Origin of the sequence: Micromonospora pallida, assembly GCF_900090325.1 — a bacterium.
Lineage (GTDB): Bacteria > Actinomycetota > Actinomycetes > Mycobacteriales > Micromonosporaceae > Micromonospora > Micromonospora pallida.
In genome coordinates, this window is the sequence record NZ_FMHW01000002.1 from 2,005,907 (window position 1) to 2,026,859 (window position 20,953).

At 72.0% G+C, this 20,953-nt stretch carries 20 protein-coding genes and 1 pseudogene; 16 read left to right on the forward strand and 5 right to left on the reverse strand.

Annotation, left to right across the window (positions count from 1 at the left end; all coding sequences use genetic code 11):
- Window positions 1-83 precede the first annotated feature (83 nt).
- From GA0074692_RS08780 to GA0074692_RS08790, 3 genes are all read left to right on the forward strand, one after another.
- Window positions 84-1,286, forward strand: coding sequence for a glycosyltransferase family 4 protein (locus GA0074692_RS08780; RefSeq protein WP_091641541.1), 1,203 nt, complete (start codon window positions 84-86; stop codon window positions 1,284-1,286).
- A gap of 122 nt (window positions 1,287-1,408) precedes the next feature.
- Window positions 1,409-3,187: a DUF4012 domain-containing protein gene (locus GA0074692_RS08785; protein WP_245730240.1), complete on the forward strand. Its 1,779-nt coding sequence runs from the start codon at window positions 1,409-1,411 to the stop codon at window positions 3,185-3,187.
- 14 nt (window positions 3,188-3,201) lie between these two features.
- Window positions 3,202-3,921, forward strand: a complete 720-nt coding sequence (locus GA0074692_RS08790) for a hypothetical protein (protein ID WP_091641546.1) — start codon at window positions 3,202-3,204, stop codon at window positions 3,919-3,921.
- Between the two features lie 55 nt (window positions 3,922-3,976).
- Here GA0074692_RS08790 and GA0074692_RS08795 read toward each other — a convergent pair whose 3' ends face one another.
- A complete protein-coding gene (locus GA0074692_RS08795; protein WP_218106598.1) occupies window positions 3,977-4,606 on the reverse strand; it encodes a peptide deformylase in 630 nt (209 codons plus the stop codon).
- Window positions 4,607-4,810: 204 nt separating this feature from the next.
- Here GA0074692_RS08795 and GA0074692_RS08800 point away from each other — a divergent pair, with 204 nt between their 5' ends.
- From GA0074692_RS08800 to GA0074692_RS08820, 6 genes are all read left to right on the forward strand, one after another.
- The gene (locus tag GA0074692_RS08800) at window positions 4,811-5,491 is read left to right on the forward strand and encodes a peptidylprolyl isomerase (RefSeq protein ID WP_425413383.1); all 681 of its coding nucleotides are present in this window, start codon (window positions 4,811-4,813) and stop codon (window positions 5,489-5,491) included.
- 354 nt (window positions 5,492-5,845) lie between these two features.
- Complete coding sequence (locus tag GA0074692_RS08805; protein ID WP_091641554.1) at window positions 5,846-7,045, forward strand: RtcB family protein; 1,200 nt, start codon at window positions 5,846-5,848, stop codon at window positions 7,043-7,045.
- An 89-nt stretch (window positions 7,046-7,134) separates the two neighbouring features.
- The gene (locus tag GA0074692_RS08810; RefSeq protein ID WP_245730241.1) at window positions 7,135-8,442 is read left to right on the forward strand and encodes an MFS transporter; all 1,308 of its coding nucleotides are present in this window, start codon (window positions 7,135-7,137) and stop codon (window positions 8,440-8,442) included.
- 9 nt (window positions 8,443-8,451) lie between these two features.
- On the forward strand, window positions 8,452-8,619 hold the full coding sequence (locus tag GA0074692_RS34615) for a hypothetical protein (RefSeq protein ID WP_176738358.1): 168 nt from the start codon (window positions 8,452-8,454) through the stop codon (window positions 8,617-8,619).
- Entirely contained in the window at window positions 8,616-9,758 is a 1,143-nt protein-coding gene (locus GA0074692_RS08815) for an acyl-CoA dehydrogenase family protein (RefSeq protein ID WP_091641560.1), read from the forward strand. The genes GA0074692_RS34615 and GA0074692_RS08815 overlap by 4 nt, the downstream gene beginning before the upstream one ends.
- A gap of 101 nt (window positions 9,759-9,859) precedes the next feature.
- A complete protein-coding gene (locus tag GA0074692_RS08820; protein ID WP_091641563.1) occupies window positions 9,860-10,321 on the forward strand; it encodes an Lrp/AsnC family transcriptional regulator in 462 nt (153 codons plus the stop codon).
- Between the two features lie 71 nt (window positions 10,322-10,392).
- Here GA0074692_RS08820 and GA0074692_RS08825 read toward each other — a convergent pair whose 3' ends face one another.
- Entirely contained in the window at window positions 10,393-10,959 is a 567-nt protein-coding gene (locus tag GA0074692_RS08825; protein ID WP_091641567.1) for a histidine phosphatase family protein, read from the reverse strand.
- A 165-nt stretch (window positions 10,960-11,124) separates the two neighbouring features.
- Here GA0074692_RS08825 and GA0074692_RS08830 point away from each other — a divergent pair, with 165 nt between their 5' ends.
- Window positions 11,125-11,319 carry a CsbD family protein gene (locus GA0074692_RS08830; protein ID WP_091653022.1) on the forward strand — a complete coding sequence of 65 codons (195 nt, stop codon included), beginning with the start codon at window positions 11,125-11,127 and terminating at the stop codon, window positions 11,317-11,319.
- Window positions 11,320-11,401: 82 nt separating this feature from the next.
- On the opposite strand, the gene GA0074692_RS08835 is transcribed toward GA0074692_RS08830, so the two are convergent.
- Window positions 11,402-12,805, reverse strand: coding sequence for a KamA family radical SAM protein (locus GA0074692_RS08835; protein ID WP_091641570.1), 1,404 nt, complete (start codon window positions 12,803-12,805; stop codon window positions 11,402-11,404).
- A gap of 93 nt (window positions 12,806-12,898) precedes the next feature.
- On the opposite strand from GA0074692_RS08835, the gene kdd reads away from it, so the two are divergent.
- From kdd to GA0074692_RS08865, 6 genes and pseudogenes are all read left to right on the forward strand, one after another.
- A complete protein-coding gene (kdd, locus tag GA0074692_RS08840) occupies window positions 12,899-14,008 on the forward strand; it encodes an L-erythro-3,5-diaminohexanoate dehydrogenase (RefSeq protein WP_176738359.1) in 1,110 nt (369 codons plus the stop codon).
- Between the two features lie 5 nt (window positions 14,009-14,013).
- A pseudogene (locus GA0074692_RS08845) lies at window positions 14,014-15,584 on the forward strand (amidohydrolase).
- Window positions 15,581-17,143 carry a lysine 5,6-aminomutase subunit alpha gene (kamD, locus tag GA0074692_RS08850; protein WP_091641573.1) on the forward strand — a complete coding sequence of 521 codons (1,563 nt, stop codon included), beginning with the start codon at window positions 15,581-15,583 and terminating at the stop codon, window positions 17,141-17,143. The pseudogene GA0074692_RS08845 and the gene kamD overlap by 4 nt, the downstream one beginning before the upstream one ends.
- Window positions 17,144-17,148: 5 nt before the next feature.
- On the forward strand, window positions 17,149-17,925 hold the full coding sequence (gene kamE, locus GA0074692_RS08855) for a lysine 5,6-aminomutase subunit beta (protein WP_091653032.1): 777 nt from the start codon (window positions 17,149-17,151) through the stop codon (window positions 17,923-17,925).
- Complete coding sequence (kal, locus tag GA0074692_RS08860; RefSeq protein WP_091641577.1) at window positions 17,922-18,314, forward strand: 3-aminobutyryl-CoA ammonia lyase; 393 nt, start codon at window positions 17,922-17,924, stop codon at window positions 18,312-18,314. Before kamE ends, kal begins: the two co-directional genes overlap by 4 nt.
- Window positions 18,311-19,645, forward strand: a complete 1,335-nt coding sequence (locus tag GA0074692_RS08865; protein ID WP_091641581.1) for a glutamate mutase L — start codon at window positions 18,311-18,313, stop codon at window positions 19,643-19,645. The genes kal and GA0074692_RS08865 overlap by 4 nt, the downstream gene beginning before the upstream one ends.
- Before the next feature lie 63 nt (window positions 19,646-19,708).
- On the opposite strand, the gene GA0074692_RS08870 is transcribed toward GA0074692_RS08865, so the two are convergent.
- Together GA0074692_RS08870 and GA0074692_RS08875 are read right to left on the reverse strand one after the other, a co-directional pair.
- The gene (locus GA0074692_RS08870) at window positions 19,709-19,915 is read right to left on the reverse strand and encodes a hypothetical protein (RefSeq protein WP_091641586.1); all 207 of its coding nucleotides are present in this window, start codon (window positions 19,913-19,915) and stop codon (window positions 19,709-19,711) included.
- A 309-nt stretch (window positions 19,916-20,224) separates the two neighbouring features.
- Window positions 20,225-20,833 (reverse strand): class I SAM-dependent methyltransferase, encoded by a 609-nt coding sequence (locus tag GA0074692_RS08875; protein WP_091641590.1) that lies wholly within the window; start codon window positions 20,831-20,833, stop codon window positions 20,225-20,227.
- Between the last annotated feature and the right edge of the window lie 120 nt (window positions 20,834-20,953).

Here is a 20,953-nt window from a genome sequence, read left to right on the forward strand (position 1 = left end):
GGTGAGGGGATGTCGGCATCGTATGCGGTGGGCCGCCCGGCGTGCCCGGTCGCCGCGCCGGCCGACGGGACGGGGGTGGCCCAGTGCGTGTCGGTGTCCTGACGTACCACTTCCCGCCCGAGCCGGCGTTCCTGCCCGGCAGCCTGGCCGAGGCGTTGGCCGCCCGGGGGCACGAGGTGCGAGTGCTGACCGGCTTCCCGCACCACCCCGGCGGGCGGATTCACCCGGGCTGGCAGCAGCACTGGCGGTACGAGACCCGGAGCGAACGGTTGACCGTGCGGCGGGTGCCCCGATATTCGGCCGACTCCTCGCCTCGGGCGCGGCTCGCCGGTCAGCTCACGTTCGCCACCGCCGCCGCGCTCGCCGGCCGCCGCTTCCTGGCCGGGATCGACGTGCTGCACGTCTGTCAGGTGCCGGCGGCGACCCTCGCCGCCGAGGCGGTGCGGCAGGTGCTGCCCCGGGTGCCGTTCCTGCTGCACGTCCAGGATGTTCGGCCGCGCGCGGAACTGACCGGAGAAGTGGGCGGCGCGGGGACCGCCGCCGTGCTTCGCCGGCTCCTGCGGGACGCCGACGCGATCGCGGTGGGCGCCCCGTCCATGCGGGACCTGGTGACCGCCGCCGGCGCCGACCCTTCCCGGGTACGGCTGGTGCTGCCCTGGACCGACGAGCGGATCTTCCGTCCGGTCCGGCCGAGCCCGGCCGCCCAGCGCCTGGTCGGTGGTGCGGGACGCTGTGTGGTGATGCATGCGGGCACGATCGGTGAGCGGCAGCGACTGGAGACGGCGGTCCGGGCGGCGGCCGCGGTGCCGGACCGGGTGGACCTGGTCCTCGTCGGCTCCGGTGCGGACGAACCGCGCATCCGGGAACTGGTGGGCGACTGGGGCGTGCGCAACGTCCGCTTCGTCGACCGGCGGTCGCCGACGGAGATGGCCGACCTCTACGCGGTCGCCGACTACCAACTCGTGACGCTGCGGGATCTGCCCGAACTGCGTGGTGTGGTGCCCGCGAAGCTGCCGGCGGCCTTCTCCTGCGCCGCGCCGGTGATCGCCGCCGCGGCCGGCGACACGGTGGCGATGGTCGAGCGGGCGCGGGCGGGCCTGTCCTGTCCGCCGGAGGACTGGGCGTCCCTGGCCGACCGGTTCTGGCTGGCCGCCACCATTCCGGCAGAGGCCCGGACGGAGATGGGCCGGCGGGGCCGGGAGACGTACCAGCGGCACATGTCGATGCGCGCCGGCGTGGACCGGATCGAGCAGACGCTCTACGACATCTCCGCCCCGGACCACTGACCCGAGCCGACGTCGCGAATCGCCCATATCAACACTTAATTTCCAAAAAGCCCCATGAGCTGCGGAAATAGGATAAAAAGCTGACAGGAAGGCACTTATCGTCCTATTCCCGGGAGGCTTGGGTGACCGTACGCGCAGCGCCGTGGTGGCGGCGGGGCCGTGGCGCCCGATCACGACTGCGTCGGACGGCCCTCGTCGGCCTGCTGATCGGCGTGCTGTTGCTGGCCGGGTCCGGCTGGGTCGGGTTCCGGGGCTGGCAGACCCGGGGCCACCTGCTGGTCGCTGCGGAGCTGGCCCGCGAACTGGGTGCCCACCTGGTCGGTGGGGACGTCGAGCACGCCCGGGCCACCCTGTCCGCGCTTCAGGAACGGGCTGCCGCCGCGCGGCGGGCAACCGCTGATCCCGGGTGGGCGCTCGGCCGGCGGGCCCCGTACGCGGGCGACGACCTGACCGCCGTACGCCAGGTGGCCGTCACCGTGGACGAGCTGGCGCACCGGGCGTTCCCCCGGCTGCTCGGCCTCGACCTCGAGGACCTCCTGCCCCGCCAGGGCCGGCTCGACCTGGCCGGCCTGGGCGCGGCGGAGCAGGACCTGGCCGCCGCTGACGAGGTCGTCCGGCAGGCCCGGACGCGGCTCGGCGGGGTGCCCGCCGCCGGCCTGACGCGGCAGGTCGACGCGGCCGTGACCGAACTGCGCGCCGAGGTCGACCGGCTCGCCGGGCTGACCGGGGCGGTGAGCCGGGGAGCGGCGCTGTTGCCGCCGTTGCTCGGTGTCGCCGAGGGTCGGGACTACCTGCTGCTCTCCCAGAACCTCGCCGAGCTGCGCGCCACCGGCGGGATGTTCGGCGCGTACGCGGTGGTGCGGGCCGAGCGGGGGCGGATTCGACTGGTTCGGCAGGGTACGGCCGGGCAACTGGGTCACTTTCTGCCACCGCTGCCCGGGGTCAGCCCGGAGATGCGCGGCCTCTACACCGACCTGCCCGGCATCTGGCCGGCGGACGTCAACCTGACCCCGCACTTCCCGACCGCCGCCGCGCTCTACCACGAGATGTACCGGCGTCGCACCGGGGAGACCGTCGACGGTGTCCTGGCCACCGACCCGGTGGCCCTGTCGTACCTGCTGGCGGTGACCGGACCGGTCGAGGTGCCCGGCTTCGGCCGCCTGACCGCCGACGGCGCGGTCCGGTCGCTGCTGTCGGAGAGCTACCTGAAGCTCGACCTGCGCCGCCAGGACGAGTTCTTCGCCCGGTCCGCGGCGGCGGTGCTCGAAACCCTACTCGCCCGATCCGCCCAACCCCGTGCGCTTTTGTCGGCTTTCGACCGATCTGTGGCGGAAGGACGGATATTGTTCTGGAGTGCCCACCCGGAGGAACAGCGGACGCTCGGCGAGAGCCGGCTGACCGGCGTGCTTCCGGAGCGGGAGGCACAGCCGACGGTCGGCGTGTTCCTCAACGACGGCAGCGGCGCGAAGCTCGGCTACTACCTGGAACCGAGCGCGGAGCTGACGGTCGGCGGCTGCCGGCCGGACGGTCGCCACGAACTCCGGCTGAGGATGTCGTTGCACTCGACGGCACCGAGGTCGGGACTCACGCCCTCCGTCCTGGGCGTCGGCCGCGCGGGCGACCCGTACGTCGTCCGGACCCTGGTCTACGTGTTCAGCCCGGCAGGCGGGACGGTGCTGCGGGCCCGGCTGGACGGCACCGAGACGCCACTGGGCAGCGGGACCGAGCGCCGCCGCCAGGTCGCCGTCGCCACCGTCGAGGTCGGACCGGCTGGCACCAGGACCCTCGAGGTCGACCTGCTGTCCGCCCCGGGCGGCACCGGCGGGGCCGAACTGCGGCTCACCCCCACCGCCACCCCCTGGACCACCCACATCCACACCGCGTCACCCTGTCACCAGTAGGAAGGACCCGAGACATGCGGCTATCCCGCATCATCACGACCATCGCGGTTGGCCTGGCCGTGGCGGCCGTGCCCACCGCAGCGGGGGCGGCCCTGTCCCAGCCGCAGCCACCGCCGCAGCCAACGCAACCACCGACACAGCCACCGCCCTACCAGCCACCGGGACCGTCCCTGACCGTCTCGCCGAGCACCGTGGACGTCGGTGAGATCGTGACGGTGACCGGCCGGGGCTTCGGCTCCCGGGAGCAGGTGGAGATCACCATCACCACCGGTCCGCTCGCCGTCGGTGTGCCAGGACAGGGTGCCCGGCGGGGCGACGGCAGCACCGTGGCGCTCGCCCCGGTGTCGTACCAGCGCGCCGACCAGCCGCAGCCCGGCGGGCCGAGGGGCCCCCAGCACGTGCCGGGCAACGGCCCGTGGAACGGGTCCAGCAACGGGGCGTGGCAGGTCTTCTGGATCCGCGCCGACGATGACGGCTACTTCCAGTTTGCCTTCCGTCCGCGCCATCCCGGAACGATCACGATATCGGCCCGGGGGACGACGACCGGTCGGAGCGCGACCGCCGTGCTGACCGTCCTGCGCCCCAACCAGGGGGACGACGACCCGCTGCCGGTCACCGGCAGCAGCCTGGAGACCCCACTCAAGGTCGGCGGCGGCCTGGTCGGCGCCGGCGTGGTGCTGCTGCTGACGACGTTCGCGTTGCGGCGACGCAACCGCGCGGGCACCGCGGGCTGACCGCACCCGGCACACGGATGGACCGCCCCGCCGAACCCACGGGTCCGGCGGGGCGTCACCGCTCGGTGTCGCGCTCCTGGGGGCCGTACGTCCACCGGGTTCCGGTGCCTCGGTAGCGGGACACCGGAACCACCTCCACGCCCGGCGGCATCCGCTCCCGGTACAGCCGTCCCTCCAGGTGGTCGATCTCGTGCATCACCAGCCGGGCCGTTCCGTCGCGGAACTCGGTGATCACCGTGCGCCCGCCGACGTCCTGGTGGGCCACCTCGATCCGGGTCGGCCGGCGCACGAGGCCCCGGACGTCGAAGAAACTCAGGCAGCCCTCGAACTGCTCGTCGGTGTCCCGGGACTCGTCGATCACCCGTGGGTTGAGCAGGACCAGTTCCGCGCCTTCCGGTGTCCGTACGACGGCGGCGGCGCGGGCGATGCCGATCTGCGGCGCGACCAGCCCCATCCCCTTCGCGAACAGGTGCACCGCCGCCACCCGGGACATCGTGGCGCGCAGGACGGCGATGACACGTCGCGCGTCCTCGGCCTCGTCGGGCAGCGCGAACGGTGCTGCCGGCCGGCTCAGGACAACCGCGCCCTCCTGGGCGATTCCCAACTCGGCCATGCGTTGGCTCGGTGTCGGCATCTCCTGGTCGCTCCCGTCGTCCCGGATCCGGGCTGATTCTGCGTTGTCCACCAGGCCGGCAGGGTGTCGGGTTTCCGTCCCGGCCGTGCCGGGGCTGGCACCCCGGGTTCACGTCGACAACCCTGGACCGAGTCCATAGACTGCGATCTTTCCGCCGATCTTCGTGCAGGAGGACCCGTGTCGCGCACAGCCCGACCACCATCCGCCGCCCCCGTCCGCGCCCGGCTCCTCGGCGGTGTCCTGGTCGCCGGGGCGCTGCTCGGCGCCGTCGGCGCCGCCGTGCCGGCCGGTGCGGCCGAGCCCGCCCGGACCACGCCCGGCCCGTGCGGCTACACCGCCACCCCGGACGACCCGGCCGCCCGGAAGGTCCCGCTGCCTCCGGACCCGCGCCGCACCCCCGACGACGGGACGGTCCGGGTCACGCTCCGCACCAACCAGGGCCCGATCCCGCTGGTGCTCGACCGCGAGCAGGCCCCCTGCACCGTGCAGAGCTTCCTGCACCTCACCCGGCACCGCTTCTACGACGACACCTCCTGCCACCGGCTCACCGCGTACCCGACGCTGAAGGTGTTGCAGTGCGGCGACCCGTCCGGCACCGGATCGGGTGGACCGGGCTACCGGTACGCCGACGAACTCCCCACCGATCTGCCGACCGTCCCGACCGACCCGACCGGCGTGCGCCGCCTCTACGCGCGGGGCACCCTGGCGATGGCCAACGCCGGTCCCGACACCAATGGGAGCCAGTTCTTCCTGGTCCAGTCCGACTCGACGCTGCGGCCGAACTACGCCGTCTTCGGTTGGATCGAGCCCGCCGGGCTGGCCACCCTGGACCGGATCGCCGCCGCCGGGATCGCGCCGACCGACGAGGACCCGGCCCCCGTCGACGGCGCGCCCGCCGCGCCGGTCGACATCGATCGGGCGGTACGCCAGCACTGAGCCCACCCGGGGTGGGGCCGAGGCGAGTCGGCCCCACCCCGGCCAATTGTGTTGCGGCCCGTCCGACCCGCCCCTACCGTGAACGACACCGTCCACCGACGACCTCCGGGAGCCCACCGTGACCCGCCTGGCCCGTACCGGCACACCACGCCCCTGCCGGCGTGGACCGGTCCTGGTGGCCGCTCGGTCGCGTCGCGCCTGTACCGGGTGGTATCCGCAACGTCGTTCCCGGGGTAGCGGCGGGTGACATCACCCGTGTGACGGCACGTCCGCCGCCCGCCCCCAGCCGGGTCGGGCGGTTTTTCGTGCCCGGCCGGCGACCTCTCCCACGCCAGCCGACCACAGGAGGCGACCATGAGTTTCACCCCGCTGCCCGACACCCGGGCCCCGGTACGGGTCTGGACCGACCCGGACGCCATCGAGGAGCAGGCCCTGCGGCAGCTGCGCAACATCGGCGCGCTGCCCTGGGTGGAGGGCGTCGCGGTGATGCCCGACGTCCACTTCGGCAAGGGCGCGACGGTCGGCTCGGTGATCGCGATGCGCCAGGCGGTCTCCCCGGCGGCCGTCGGGGTGGACATCGGCTGCGGCATGTCGGCGGTGCGGACCTCGCTGACCGCGTCCGACCTGCCGGACGACCTCGCCCCGCTGCGCAGCGCGATCGAGGCGGCGATCCCGGTCGGGTTCGCCAAGCACGACCGGATGGTCGACCCGCGTCGGCTTCGGGGTCTGGAGCAGGGCGGCTGGGACGACTTCTGGCGGCGCTTCGACGACCTCGACCGGCGGGTGCAGCAGCTCCGGGACCGGGCCCAGCACCAGATGGGCTCCCTCGGCGGCGGCAACCACTTCATCGAGGTCTGCCTCGAGCAGGGCGGCGACGACGAGGGTCGGGTCTGGCTGATGCTGCACTCCGGCTCCCGCAACATCGGCAAGGAGTTGGCCGAGCGGCACATGGCGGTGGCTCGGGGCCTGCCGCACAACGCCGACCTGCCCGACCGGGACCTGGCGGTCTTCCTCGCTGGCACGCCGGAGATGGCGGCCTACCGGCGGGACCTGTGGTGGGCGCAGGAGTACGCGCGGCGCAACCGCGCGGTCATGCTGGCCCTGCTCTGCAACGTGCTCCGCGAGCACCTGCCGCAGGTCCGCTACGACGAGCCGATCTCCTGCCACCACAACTACGTGTCCGAGGAGACCTACGACGGCGTGGAGGTGCTGGTCACCCGCAAGGGCGCGATCCGGGCCGGCGCCGGTGACCTGGGGATCATCCCGGGCTCGATGGGCACCGGGTCGTACATCGTGCGGGGGCGGGGAAACCCGGACGCGTACTGCTCCGCCTCGCACGGGGCGGGCCGGCGGATGTCGCGCAACCAGGCCAAGCGCACCTTCACCACCGAGGACCTGGCCGCCCAGACCGCCGGGGTGGAGTGCCGCAAGGACCCGGGGGTGGTCGACGAGATTCCCGGCGCCTACAAGGACATCGTCGAGGTGATGGCGCAGCAGAAGGACCTGGTCGAGGTATTCGCCCACCTCAAGCAGGTGGTCTGCGTCAAGGGCTGAGCACACGTACCGCCGCCCGACACTCCCCAGGGGGTCGGGCGGCGGAAAACCCGTGTCCGTCGCCGTCGCGGAGTTGTTAGCGTCCCCCGGTGACACCCGGGGTGGGGGAGCAGCTCGACGGACGGTTCGGTCGGTTGTGGGCGGCGGCGACCACCTCGGCGCTGGGCAGCGGCCTGACCACCGTCGCCGCGCCGCTGCTGGTCGCCTCGCTCACCGACGACCCGGTGGTGGTGTCCGGGGCGTTCGCGACGGCGTGGCTGCCCTGGCTGCTGTTCGCGCTTCCCGGCGGGGTCCTGGTCGACCGGATCGACCGGCGCCGGCTGATGATCGTCGTCGACTGGCTGCGGGTGGTCGCGCTGCTGGTGCTCGGCGGATGCGTCGTCACCGGCCTGGCGACCGTCGCCCTGCTCTACGCCGTGCTGTTCCTGGTGAACACCGGCGAGATAGTCGTCCGGTCGGCGAGCCAGGCGATGGTCCCGGCGGTGGTGCCCCGGTCCCGTCTCGAACGGGCGAACGGCTGGCTCGCCGGCGGCACGACGGTGGCGCAGGGGATGATCGCCAACCCGCTGGGCGGGTTGCTGTTCGTGCTGGCCGCGAGCAGTCCGTTCCTGGTCAACGCCGTCGCGTACGGCCTGAGCGCCCTGTTCCTGGCGGGCATCGCCGGGACGTACCGCCCGGGACCCGGCACCACCGGTGCCCGATCGGTGCGGACGGACCTCGCCGAGGGGCTCCGATGGCTGGCCGGGCACCGGCTGCTGCGCACCATGGCGGTGCTGATCGGGCTGCTCAACGTCACCCTCACCGCCGCGTTCGCGCTGCTGGTCCTGCTCGCGCGGGACCGCCTCGGCCTCGACTCGGTCGGCTACGGTGCCCTGCTGGCCTGCATGGCCGTCGGCAGCCTTGGCGGGGCGTTGGTCGGTGACCGGCTCATCGCGGCGGTCGGCGCGACGTGGACCATCCGGGTCGGTCTGCTCACCGAGGTGGCGCTGCACCTGACCCTCGCCGTCTCCACCGACGCGTACGTCGTCGGCGGGGCGCTGACGCTGTTCGGCGTGCACGGCGCGCTGTGGGGCATCGTCGCCAGCTCACTGCGCCAGCGACTGACCCCACCGGAACTGCTCGGCCGGGTCGGCAGCGCGAACCTGTTCGTCGTGGCCGGAGGCAACTGTGTCGGCGCGTTGCTCGGCGGGGTGCTCGTCGCGCGGTTCGGGCTGACTGCGCCCTACTGGGTGGGATTCGTGGTGGCGGCGCTGGTCACGGCGGCGACCTGGCGGGTGTTCGACCGGGCCACGGTGGCCGAGGCGTACGCCGGGCCGGCGTCGGGGGATGGGCCGGGGCCGGTGGTGGTGGAGTCGGTCGGCCGACCGCAGGATCCGGTTGGCCCGAACGACCGTTAAGCTGACCGCGTGGGCACGCGCGAGGGACATCCGCCGCACCGGCGGTCGGTCACGCGCCGCGTCCCGGCCCCGCGCGGGTCGGACGCGCTCACGCTGGTCCGCGACCCGCGCGCCCGCCGTACGACGGCCGGCGCGCCCCGGCTCACCACCACCCCCACGGAGCGCACCGCACGATGACTGTCGACCGGATCCTGCCCACCGACGAGGCCCACGACCTGTTGGCGCTCGCCACCGAACTCGCCGACCGGGAACTCGCCCCCCGGGCCGCCGCGTTCGAGGAGCGCGCCGAGTTCCCCCGGGAGGTGCTGCGCACCCTCGGCCGGGCCGGCCTGCTCGGCCTGCCCTACGCCGAGGAGCACGGCGGCGCCGCCCAGCCGTACGAGGTCTACCTCCAGGTGCTGGAGATCCTGGCCAGCCGGTGGCTCGCGGTGGCCGAGGCGGTCAGCGTGCACACCCTGGCCTGCTACCCGGTCGCCCAGTACGGCAGCGCCGAGCTGCGCAAGCGCCTGCCCGACATGCTCGGCGGCGAACTGCTCGGGGCGTACTGCCTCTCCGAGCCGCAGGGCGGGTCGGACGCGGCGTCGCTGACCACCCGCGCGGTCCGCGACGGCGACGACTACCTGGTCTCCGGCACCAAGGCGTGGATCACCCACGCGCACACCGCCGACTTCTACAACGTCTTCTGCCGCACCGGCGGGCCGGGCGCGAAGGGCATCTCCTGCCTGCTGGCCGACGTGGGCACGCCGGGCATCGCCCCGCAGGCCGCCGAGAAGACCATGGGGCTGCGGTCCTCGCCCGTGGCGCAGATCGCCTTCGACGACGCCCGGGTGCCGGCCGACCGGCTGGTCGGCGAGGAGGGCATCGGCTTCACCATCGCGATGTCCGCCCTCGACTCGGGCCGCCTGGGCATCGCCGCCTGCGCGGTGGGGCTGGCCCAGGGGGCGCTGGACTACGCGGTCGGCTACGCCCGCGAGCGGCAGCAGTTCGGCCGGGCGATCGTCGACTTCCAGGGGCTCGGCTTCCTGCTGGCGGACCTGGCCACCCAGATCTCGGCGGCGCGGGCGCTGACCCTGGCGGCGGCCCGGCTGCGCGACGCCGGCCGGCCGTACTCGATCGAGGCGGCCAAGGCGAAGCTGTTCGCCACGGACGTGGCGATGCGGGTGACCACCGACGCGGTGCAGGTGCTCGGCGGTGCCGGGTACGTCGCCGACCACCCGGTGGAGCGGTTCATGCGGGAGGCGAAGGTGCTCCAGATCGTGGAGGGCACCAACCAGATCCAGCGGTTGGTGATCTCCCGCGCCCTGGCCAAGGGCTGAGCCGGCCGTCCACTGTGGTGTCCTGGGCGTGGCGTGCGACGCGCGGGACGCCTGGTGGGACGTCGTCGCCCAGAGCGGGTTTTCCCGGTAGGTTGCCCAGCGTGGAGGAGACCGATCGCGCCATCGTCGCCGCTCTGACCGTCGACGGCCGGGTGTCGTACACCGACCTGGCCGAGCGGGTGGGCCTGTCGGTGTCGGCCGTGCACCAGCGGGTGCGGCGGCTGGAGCAACGTGGCGTGATCAAGGGGTACACCGCGCAGGTCTCGTTCGAGGCGTTGGACCTGCCGTTGACCGCGTTCGTGGCGATCCGCCCGTTCGACCCCTCGCAGCCGGACGACGCCCCGGAGCGGCTGGCGCACCTGCCGGAGATCGACTCGTGCTACTCGGTGGCCGGGGAGGACTTCTACCTGCTGCTGGTGCGGGTCGCCGGTCCGGCCGACCTGGAGCGCCTGTTGCAGGAGATCCGTACCGCGGCGAACGTCACCACCCGAACCACGGTGGTGCTCTCCACCCCGTACGAGAAGCGTCCGCCGCGGATCGGTCCGGACAGCGGCGGGCGGTAGCCGGCCGCGTCACCGCGCGGTCGGCTTGGCGGGGGAGAGGCGGCGTCACCGAGCCGGGCCCGCCCGAGGGGTCAGCGTACGTTCCAGGCCAGGATGACCGGTCGCCCGTGCTCGTGGCCGAGGACGCTGACGCTGGCGGTGTCGAGGCGGAGCAGGCCGCCGCCGGACGGGGGCAGTCCGATCCACCGGGCCCCGAGCACCCGCAGGGCGTGCGCGTGGGCGATCAGGGCGACGTCGCCCCGGTCGAGTAGGGGAGTGACCCGCTGAATCACCCGGTCGAGGCGGGCGCCGACCTGCTCAGGCGACTCGCCGTCCGGGCAGCCGTCCCGCCAGATGACCCAGCCCGGGCGTTCGGCACGGATGTCGGCGGTGGTGCGCCCCTCGTAGTCGCCGTAGTGCCACTCGGTCAGGTCGTCGTCGACGGTGTCGACGGCCAGCCCGGCGAGTTCGGCGGTGCGCAGGGCCCGTCGCCGGGGACTGGCCAGGACGGTGCCGAACCGGCGTCCGGCGAGCCGGTCACGCAGCGCGGTGGCCTGCCGCTCGCCGTCGGGCGTCAGCTCCAGATCCGTGTACGAAGTGTGCCGGTGGCTGGCGCTCCAGGCGGTCTCGCCGTGTCGGATCAGCAGGATCTCTCCCATCGGGCCAGTCAATCACTCCCCGGGTCCACCCGCACAACCTATCTTCCTAGGATGCACTACGGGTGGTGTCGCCGGCCACCACCTCGAGGTTTCCAGCCCCGACGACCGGGCAAGAGCTTGAACAGGCCCGACGACAGAACCAAGCAGCCGGAGGGAGTGGTGAAGATGAGCTTCACCGACAAGGCGAGGAACAAGGCCGACGAGCTGACCGGCGCCGCGAAGGAGCGCATCGGCAACGCCACGAACAACGAACGCCTGCGGGCCGAGGGATCCACGCAGCAGACCGAGGCGCAGGCGCGTCAGGCGGGTGAACACGCCAAGGACGCCGGTCGGGACGTGCGGGACGCCTTCACGAGGTGACCGACGTCCGACATATCGAAGGGCCCCGGCGGTTGCCGGGGCCCTTCCATTGGGGGGGGGGGGGGGGGGGGGGGGGGGTCGATCAGCCGTCGACGCGGTGGTCGGTCCACCAGCGCTGCCCGGACTCGGGCAGGGTGTCGATCGGGTCGTAGTAGGCGTACCGCTTGTCCAGCGCCTCCAGGTCGGTCTGCTCGATGGAGGTGCGGTAGTTCTTCGTCCAGTACGAGATGCCGCGCTCGCGGTCGTACTCGGTGAGCATGTGCACCCAGCGTTTGCCGACGAAGGGGACGTCGCAGACGATCCGCGGAGTGGCGTAGCCGGGCAGGTAGCCCATGATGTCGTGCTGGAGCTGCTGGGCGTGCCAGACCGGGACCCGCCAGTGTTCGGCGTTGGGGATCATGTCGCACATGTAGAAGTAGTAGGGGAGGATGCCGGCCTCGCCCTGTAGTGCGAAGCAGAGGTCGAGCAGGTCGGGTGTGGTGGCGTTGACGCCGCGCATGAGGACGCCCTGGTTGCGTACGTCGCGGACGCCGATGTCGAGGGCGGTCTGGGCGGCCTTGGCGACCAGCGGGGTGAGCGACTGGGCGTGGTTGACGTGGGTGTGGATGGCGAGGTTGACACCACGGCGTGCGGCGGTGCGGGCGACGCGTTCGAGGCCCTCGACGACGTCGGGCTGGAGCCAGTGTTGGGGTAGGCCCATGAGGGCCTTGGTGGCGAGTCGGATGTCCCGGATGGTTTCGATCTCCAGCAGCCGCATCAGGTAGGACTCGAGGTTGCGCCAGGGGACGTTGGCGACGTCGCCGCCGGAGACGACGACGTCCCGGACGCCGGGGTGGGCTTTGAGGTAGGTGATGTGGGCGTCGTACCGGTCGACGGGCTTGAGGGTGAGTTTGAGTTTGTCGACGGCGGGGGTGGAGTTGCCGACGAGGTCCATGCGGGTGCAGTGGCCGCAGTACTGCGGGCAGGTGGCGAGCAGTTCGGCGAGGACCTTGGTGGGGTAGCGGTGGGTGAGGCCTTCGGCGACCCACATGTCGTGTTCATGGAGTGAGTCGCGGCTGGCGTAGGGGTGGGAGGGCCAGTCGGTGCGTCGGTCGGAGGCGACGGGGATCATGTAACGCCGGATGGGGTCGGCGAGGAACGCCTCGGTGCTCATCGGGTCGAACGGGACCATGGTGTTGAGCATCTGGGGTGGGACCAGCATGGACATGGTGGCCAGGGCGTGCTGGTCGGTGGTGAGGTCGGCGTAGAAGTTGTCGCCGACGGTGTCGCCGAGGACGGCGCGGAGTTGCTTGATGTTCTTGACGCAGTTGACGCGTTGCCACTGGGCGGATTCCCACTGGTCGCGGGTGACGTGGCGCCAGCCGGGGAAGCGGGTCCAGTCGGGTTCGACCAGTGGGGTGCGGCGGTATTCGTAGGGCTGGCCGGCGGTCGGTGCCGCCACCGGGGTGGGACGGGCGGCCGTCGCCGGTGGTTGTGTGGTTGTCACGAACCCTCCTCGGTGCGGTCGTGCTGTCAGCGACCTCGAAGGCTACTGGAAAATCTGCGGTCGAGAAATTATTCTGCCGTAAGTTTTCCCGCGATGCGAGCCCCCGGCCGGGGCTTCGGGCGGTCGAGCAGGGAGGTTGCCGTGACGTCACCGGTGGGTCTGCATCGCGTCGTGGAGCCGGCGGGGGTGCTGCCGCAGGCAGCGTGGCGGTTGGACGCCGCGCGGGAGATCGCGCCGAACGAGGTGCGGATCCGGGTGGAGCGGCTGAATCTGGATGCGGCGAGTTTCCGACAGTTGTCGGAGAAGCACGGTGGTGACGGGGAGAAGGTCCGCGCCGAGGTGCTGGAGATCATCGCTGAGCGCGGGAAGATGCAGAATCCGGTGACCGGGTCGGGTGGGATGTTGATCGGCACGGTCGAGGAGGCGGGTCGGCGGTCGCCGTTGGGGCTGCGGTCGGGGGACCGGGTGGCGACGTTGGTGTCGTTGACGTTGACGCCGCTGGTGGTGACCGATGGCCTGGTTCGGTGGGACGGGCGCGGTGAGCAGGTGCCGTGTGACGGGTGGGCGATTCTGTTCGCCCGGTCGATCGCGGCGGTGTTGCCGGCGGACCTGGACCCGGAGTTGTCCCTGGCGGTGCTGGACGTGTGTGGTGCGCCGGCGTTGACGGCGCGGGTGGTGGCCGAGCAGGTGGCGCGGCGGGCCCGGGAGGGGGATCCGCGGCCGGTGTCGGTGGCGGTGGTCGGGGGCGCGGGGAAGAGCGGGTCGTTGTCGTTGGCGGCGGCGCGGCGGGCGGGTGCCGGTCGTACGGTCGGGGTGGTTCCGGTGGTGGCGGAGCGGGACGCGTTGGTGGCGGCGGGGTTGGCCACGGAGGTGGTGTTGGCTGACGCGCGGGATCCGGTGGCGTTGTCGTCGGCGGTGACGTCGGCGTTGGGGGTGCCGGCGGACGTGACGGTGGTGTGTGTGGACGTGCCGGGTTGTGAGCATGGGGCGGTGCTGGCGACGGCGGACGGCGGGACGGTGGTGTTCTTCTCGATGGCGACGAGTTTCGCGGCGGCGGCGTTGGGCGCGGAGGGCCTGGCGGCGGACGTGACGATGCTGGTGGGGAACGGGTTCGTGCCGGGTCACGCGGAGTTGGCGTTGGATCTGCTGCGGTCGGAGCCGGGGGTGCGGGGGCTGTTCGAGGCGCGGTTGGCGGCAGGATGAGGGCCATGACGAACCCCTCGACGTTGTACCGCGGTGGTGTGCTGCACTGTCCGGCGGATCCGGGCGTGACGGCGCTGTTGGTGCGGGATGGGCGGATCGCCTGGTTGGGGTCGGCGGCGGATGCGCCGTCGGCGGATCGGGTGGTGGAGCTGGACGGGGCGTTGGTGACGCCGGCGTTCGTGGACGCGCATGTGCACGCCACGGACACGGGTCTGGTGTTGTCGGGGTTGGATCTGTCCGGGGCGCGGTCGTCGGGTGAGGTGTTGGCCGCGGTGGCGGGGTTCGCCGCGGGTCTGCCGGGTGACGCGGTGGTGTTGGGGCACGGCTGGGACGAGTCGGCGTGGGCGGATCCGGTGTTGCCGGATGCGGTGGCGTTGGATCGGGCGGCTGGTGGTCGGCGGGTGTATCTGTCGCAGGCGTCGATTCATTCGGCGTTGGTGTCGCAGGCGATGCTGGCGGCGTGTCCTGAGGTGGTGTCGGCGGCGGGGTACGACGCGTCGGGTTGGGTGCGTCGGGACGCGCATCATGTGGTGCGGGCGGCGGCGTTCGCGTCGGTGTCGCGGGCGCAGCGGGTGGTGGCGCAGCGGGCGGCGTTGGCGCATGCGGCGTCGTTGGGGATCGCGGCGGTGCACGAGTGTGGTGGGCCGGAGATCTCCGACGAGGAGGACTTCACGGGGCTGTTGGCGTTGTCCGGTGTCGGGGTGCCGGAGGTGTACGGCTACTGGGGTGAGCTTGGTGGTGCGGCGCGGGCCCGGGAGTTGGGGGCGGTGGGTGCCGGGGGTGACCTGTTCGCGGATGGGGCGTTGGGGTCGCGGACGGCGTTCGTGTCGGAGCCGTACCGGGATTCGCGGTCGGGGTCGTGTGGGCACGGGTATCTGACGGCGGAGCAGGTGCGGGACCATCTGGTGGACTGTGCGGCGCACGGGGTGCAGGGTGGGTTCCACGCGATCGGTGACGCGGCGATCGGCACGGTGTTGGCGGGTTTCGCGGGGCGGCGGAGCGGCTGGGTGTGGACCGGTTGCGGGCGGCGCGGCATCGGGTGGAGCACGCGGAGATCATGAGTCGGCGGTTGATCGCCGGGTTCGTGGAGTTCGGGATCGTGGCGTCGATGCAGCCGGCGTTCGACCGGTTGTGGGGTGGCGCGGGGCGGATGTACGAGTCGCGGTTGGGGTTGGACCGGTCGTTGGAGTCGAATCCGATGGGGGCGATGCATTCGGTCGGGGTGGCGTTGGCGTTCGGGTCGGATTCGCCGGTGACGCCGTTGGATCCGTGGGGGTCGGTGCGGGCGGCGGTGGCGCATCACCATCCGGCGCAGCGGATGAGTGTGCGGGCGGCGTTCGCGGCGCACACGCGGGGTGGTTGGCGGGCGGTGCACCGGGACAGCGAGGGTGTGTTGGCGTTGGGGGCGCCGGCGACGTTCGCGGTGTGGTCGACGCCGGCGGGGGTGGAGCGGGGTTTGCCGGTGTTGCAGGCGGCGGATCCGGAGTCGCGGGGGCCGGAGGACGCGACGCCGTTGCCGGTGTGTCGGCGCACGGTGCTGCGCGGCGAGGTGATTTTTGAGGAGGGGGCGTCGTGACGGGAAAGCTTGACCTCGATCCGCGGTTGGTGGCTCGGGCGCGGGAGTTGGCGCGTCGTGCGGGGCAGCCGGTGGTGGAGTTGGCGCGTGGCCACACGACGGTGTCGGTGGAGCGGGCGGTGCTGCGGCTGGCGGGGGTGACGGGCGCGGATCCGGACGGTATTCCGTGGGTGAACCGGCTGGTGGACGCGGTGGTGGCGGATGTGGGTCTGGGGCACGGGGTGGCGGTGCCGGTGTTCGACGCCCTGGCGCGTGAGCAGATCGCGGATGTGACGTCGCTGGCGCAGAAGGCGGCGGCGGGGTCGGTGCGGTTCTCGGTGCCGACGGGTAAGGCGGTGACTGCGGCGCGCCGGTCCGCGCGGAAGGCGGTCGCTGCCGGGATCCGGGTTGTCGACCGGCGGCGTGCCGAGCGGGACCGGCTGGTCAAGCGGTTCGGGGATGCGCCGCGGCGGCCGTGGGTGTATCTGATCGTGGCGACGGGGGACATCTACGAGGACATTCCGCAGGCGCAGGCGGCGGCGCGGGCGGGTGCGGACGTGATCGCGGTGATCCGGTCGACGGGGCAGTCGTTGTTGGACTATGTGCCGGAGGGGGCGACGCGGGAGGGGTTCGCGGGGACGTACGCGACGCAGGAGAACTTCCGGTTGATGCGGGCGGCGTTGGACGAGTCGTCGCGGGAGTTGGGCCGGTATGTGCGGTTGACGAATTACGCGTCGGGGCTGTGCATGCCGGAGATGGCGACTCTGGCCGGCCTGGAGCGGCTGGACATGATGCTCAACGACTCGATGTACGGGATTCTGTTCCGGGACATCAATCCGATCCGTACGTTCGTCGACCAGCGGTTTTCCCGGCAGGTTCATGCGCGGGCGGGGATCATCATCAACACCGGTGAGGACAACTACCTGACGACTGCGGACGCGGTGGACGAGGCGCACACGGTGACGGTGTCGCAGTTGCTGAACGAGTTCTTCGCGCACGAGGCGGGGTTGGCGGACTGGCAGTTGGGGTTGGGGCACGCGTTCGAGATCAACCCGGATGTGCCGGAGTCGTTCCGTCTGGAGTTGGCGCACGCGTTGTTGGCGCGGGAGTTGTTTCCGGATGCGCCGTTGAAGTGGATGCCGCCGACGAAGCACATGACGGGTGACGTGTTCCGGGGGAACCTGTTGGACGGGTTCTTCAATCTGGTGGGTGCGATGACGGGGCAGGGGATCCTGCTGGTGGGGATGATGACCGAGGCGGTGGTGACGCCGTGGTTGTCGGACCGGGACATCGCGTTGCAGAACGTGCGGTACGTGTTGGGTGCGGCTGGTGGTCTGCATGAGGATTTCGTGCCGGCGTCGGGCGGGTTCATCCAGCAGCGGGCGCACCGGGTGCTCGGTGAGGCGGTCGAGTTGTTGGAGCGGATCGGTGAGCAGTCGTTGTTGACGGCGATCGCCGAGGGCACGTTCGGGATCATGCGGCGGCCGGCGGATCGGGGTAAGGGTCTGGACGGGGTGGCGAGGCACGAGGCGGACTACTACAACCCGGCCACCGAGATCCTGGAAGGACAGCCGGCGTGACCACCATGCAGACGGGCGCGGGCGTGGCGCCCACCGGGAAGACGATCGTGCGGCCGTACGGGGACACCACCGGTGACGGGATGGTGCAGGTGTCGTTCACGCTGCCGGTGCCGCATGACAAGCGGGCCGAGGGTGCGGCGCTGCAGTTGGCGAACAAGATGGGCATCGATCCGGCGATGGTGGTGCATGCGAAGCAGATGGGTGACGGGTTCACCTTCTTCGTGGTGTACGGGCGGGTGAACCATCTGGTGGATGTGTCGTCGGTGCAGGTGGTGGAGCGGGACTTTCCGTTGTTGTCGGCGCGGGAGGTCAACGTGGCGGTGCGGCGGGGGTTGCGGCGGAAGTTGTCGGTGGTGGGGGCGTGTATCGGCACGGATGCGCACACCGTCGGTATCGACGCGATCCTGAACGTGAAGGGCATCGCGGGGGAGAAGGGCCTGGAGTACTACCGGGAGTTGCGGGTCGTCAATCTGGGTGCGCAGGTGAGTGTGCCGGAGTTGGTGGAGGCGGCTCGGGTGGAGCGGGCGGACGCGGTGCTGGTGTCGCAGGTGGTGACGCAGCGGGACGCGCATCTGCACAACACGCGGGAGATGTCGGCGGCGTTCCGGGAGGCGATGCCGGCGGGGCGGCGGCCGTTGTTGATCGTGGGTGGGCCGCGGTTCGACGAGACGATGGCCGCCGAGTTGGGGGTGGATCGGATTTTCGGTCGGGGCACCACGCCGGGTGAGGTGGCCAGTTTCCTGGTGCACGCGTTGGTCACGAACAAGAAGGCGAAGGCATGAGTGATTCTCGGGTCGGGTTGACCGTCACGCACCGCCGGTATGTGCCGTTTTCGCACGCGCACTACGCGGGGAACCTGGTCGACGGGGCGTACGCGTTGGGGCTGTTCGGGGACGTGGCGACGGAGGTGTGTATCCGTACCGACGGCGACGAGGGGTTGTTCGCGTCGTATTCGGATGTGCAGTTCCGCAGTCCGATGCGGGCCGGGGACGTGTTGGAGGTGTCGGCGACGGTGACCCGGGTGGGTACGCGTAGCCGCACGATCGATTTCGTGGCGCGGGTGGTGTGCCGGGGCCGGCCGGACCGGGGTGAGTCGGCGGCGGAGGTGCTCGCCGAGCCGGTCGTGGCGGTGACCGCGACGGGCACGGTGGTCGTGCCGGCGGCGGCGTGAGCCTGGCGGTCTGCGCCGACGTCGGGTCCACGTGGACGAAGGTCGCGGTGGTGGACCTGGACGGTGGGCTGCTGGTGGGGTCGGCGGCGGCGCCGACGACGGTGGGCACGGACGTGCTGCACGGCCTGGACGCGGCAGTGGCGGCGGCCACCGTCGGGCTGCCCGCCGCCGACGCGCCGTGGTACGTGTGTTCGTCGGCCGGTGGTGGGCTGCGGTTGGCGGTGGTCGGCTACGAGCCTCTCGTCACGGCACAGGCGGGCCGGCGGGTGGGGTTGTCGGCGGGCGCGCACGTGGTGCACGTGGCCGCGGGGCGGCTCGGTGGGGCGGACGTGGTGGCGTTGCGGGCGGTCCGCCCGGATGTGGTGCTGCTGGTGGGAGGCACCGACGGCGGGGACGCGGACACTCTCGTCCACAATGCGACCCGGTTGGCGCGGGCCCGCTGGCGGGTGCCGGTGGTGGTGGCCGGGAACGCCGACGCCCGCGACGAGGTGCACGCGCTGCTGGTCGGCGCGGGGGTGCCGGTGACGGTGGCCGACAACGTGCTGCCCCGGATCGGGGTGCTGGCGCCGTCGTCGGCGCGGGCGGCGATCCGGGAGGTGTTTCTGCGGCACGTGATTGGCGGGAAGCGTCTGTCGCGGGGTTCGCGGTTCGCGCGGCTGGTGCGGGCGGCCACCCCGGACGCGGTGCTGACCGGGGTGGAGGTGCTCGCCGGCACGGCCGGTGGTGACCTGGTGGTGGTGGATGTGGGTGGCGCCACCACGGATGTGTACTCGGTGCTGACCCCGGACGAGCGGGCTACCGGGCCGGGCCGGGAGGTCGCGGGTTCGTGGTGGCGGGCCCGGACCGTGGAGGGTGACCTGGGCATGCGGTGGAGCGCGCCGGGGGTGGTGCGGGCGGCCGTGGAGGAGCGGCTGCTCGACCCGGTCGACGGGGAGGCGCTGGGGGCGGTGGCGGCGGCGGGGGCCGACGATCCGGGGTTCGTGCCGGAGACGCCGGCGGAGCGGGCGGTGGACCGGCGGATCGCGGCCCTCGCGGTGACGGTGGCGGTGCGGCGGCACGCGCGGGGCGCGACGGCCGGGGAACGTGCCGGTCGGGATCTGCGGGACGTGCGGCTGCTGGTCGGCTCCGGTGGGGTGCTGCGGCATGCGGACGGCTTGGAGGCGACCGAGGTCCTGGCGGCGGTGCTGGGTGACCACGCGGGCGGGTGGGCGGTGCCGAGGGCGGCCCGGCCGGTGGTGGACGGGGCGTACGTGCTGGCGGCGGCGGGCCTGTTGGTCGCCGAGCATCCGGGGGCGGCACGGGGGCTGCTGCGGACGCATCTGGTGGAGTGACCCGGGGGTACGGCAGTCCGCTACCGTTTCGCCGCTGGGTTCACCTGCCGTCGTGCCGGAAGGTCACCCACGGTCTGCGGTGGCGTCGGGCAGGGGTGGGTTGAGGAGAAACTTTTTTGGGGACAGGCGGACGTGTGACTGGGTGCCGACGGCCTCTATGTCCCAGAGCTTGCCGAAGGCGTGTGTGCCGGTCAACGTGATCCGTCCGATCTCTGGTGGGATGTCGGGGTTGAGGATGAGTTGGCCGTCGCAGGCGTCGAGGCCGAGCATGGTGCGTACAAAGAGCCTCGGGGCACCGCTTGCCCATGCCTGTGGGCTGCAGGCGGTCGGGTATGGCACAGGTGCCTGGCCGAAGGATCGGTTGTAGCCGGAGACGGATCGGTCGAACTCCGACACCTTCGCCTGGATCCCCTGACGCCTCCGGCCACGAGCCCCGGAAGATCAAATGCGGAGGAGCAGGGGATCAGGCTGGGGCCCGGGATGGGCCGGGTGGCGAAGTCTCGCGATCGGGCCGCTGTCCAACGGTCACCTCGCGGGCATGCCGAATCTGGCCCGTTTCGCCGGCTTGCTCAACTCCGCTCACACGTCGGCCGCGATCGCCGCGATGGCGGCGTGCGGCCGATGAGTGCCATCGCTGGGCCGTCGCAGCTGCTCGACCGCCGTGAAGCCGGCTCGCGTCAGCCGCTCCGAAAGTTCGTCCACGGGCCAGCGATAGGCTGTCACCACTTTGTGGTCGAAGGCGCCGACCTCGTCACCGTCGAAGAACCCGACCACCAACGTTCCCCCCGGGGCCATCGCTCGCCGAAACTCATCGAGCATGCTCCCGAGGTCCTGCGGCGGTAGATGGATCAACGAGTACCAGGCCAGGATGCCGGCGACGGAGTGGTTCGCAACGTCGAGCTTCTCCATCGACCCAAGCTGGTACATGCCGTTCGGATGGGCCGCCTTCGCGTGGGCGATGAACTCGGGAACCATGTCGATTCCCCGTGCGTCGACGCCCAGCGAGCGAAGGTGACCGGTGATGTGGCCAGGTCCACAGCCCAGGTCGAGCACCGGGCCGGACCGGATCGACAGGTGTCGCCCGATGAAGGCGAGGTCGTCGACGTGTACCTGCTGGCTCGAACCGAACAGTTCGATGTAAAGGTCCGCGACGGCCGCATACGCCTGTCCCACGTGCTCCACGGTCACCGCGTGACTATATGAGCTTCGGGCATGTTCACCGAAGCGGGACAGGTGGGTGACGCGATCCTGCCGGTCTCACCCCCGTGACCGCCCCCGGTTACAGCTCCACACCGGGGGCGGTCGGTG

Bases quoted from the DNA above. Each gene is read 5' to 3' on its own strand.
- GA0074692_RS08830 (WP_091653022.1), top strand. From the start codon at position 11,125: ATGAGCTTCACCGACAAGGCGAGGAACAAGGCCGACGAGCTGACCGGC.
- kdd (WP_176738359.1), top strand. From the start codon at position 12,899: ATGCGAGCCCCCGGCCGGGGCTTCGGGCGGTCGAGCAGGGAGGTTGCC.
- GA0074692_RS08790 (WP_091641546.1), top strand. From the start codon at position 3,202: ATGCGGCTATCCCGCATCATCACGACCATCGCGGTTGGCCTGGCCGTG.
- GA0074692_RS08870 (WP_091641586.1), bottom strand. From the start codon at position 19,915: ATGCTCGGCCTCGACGCCTGCGACGGCCAACTCATCCTCAACCCCGAC.
- GA0074692_RS08805 (WP_091641554.1), top strand. From the start codon at position 5,846: ATGAGTTTCACCCCGCTGCCCGACACCCGGGCCCCGGTACGGGTCTGG.
- kal (WP_091641577.1), top strand. From the start codon at position 17,922: ATGAGTGATTCTCGGGTCGGGTTGACCGTCACGCACCGCCGGTATGTG.
- kamE (WP_091653032.1), top strand. From the start codon at position 17,149: ATGCAGACGGGCGCGGGCGTGGCGCCCACCGGGAAGACGATCGTGCGG.
- GA0074692_RS08815 (WP_091641560.1), top strand. From the start codon at position 8,616: ATGACTGTCGACCGGATCCTGCCCACCGACGAGGCCCACGACCTGTTG.
- GA0074692_RS08825 (WP_091641567.1), bottom strand. From the start codon at position 10,959: ATGGGAGAGATCCTGCTGATCCGACACGGCGAGACCGCCTGGAGCGCC.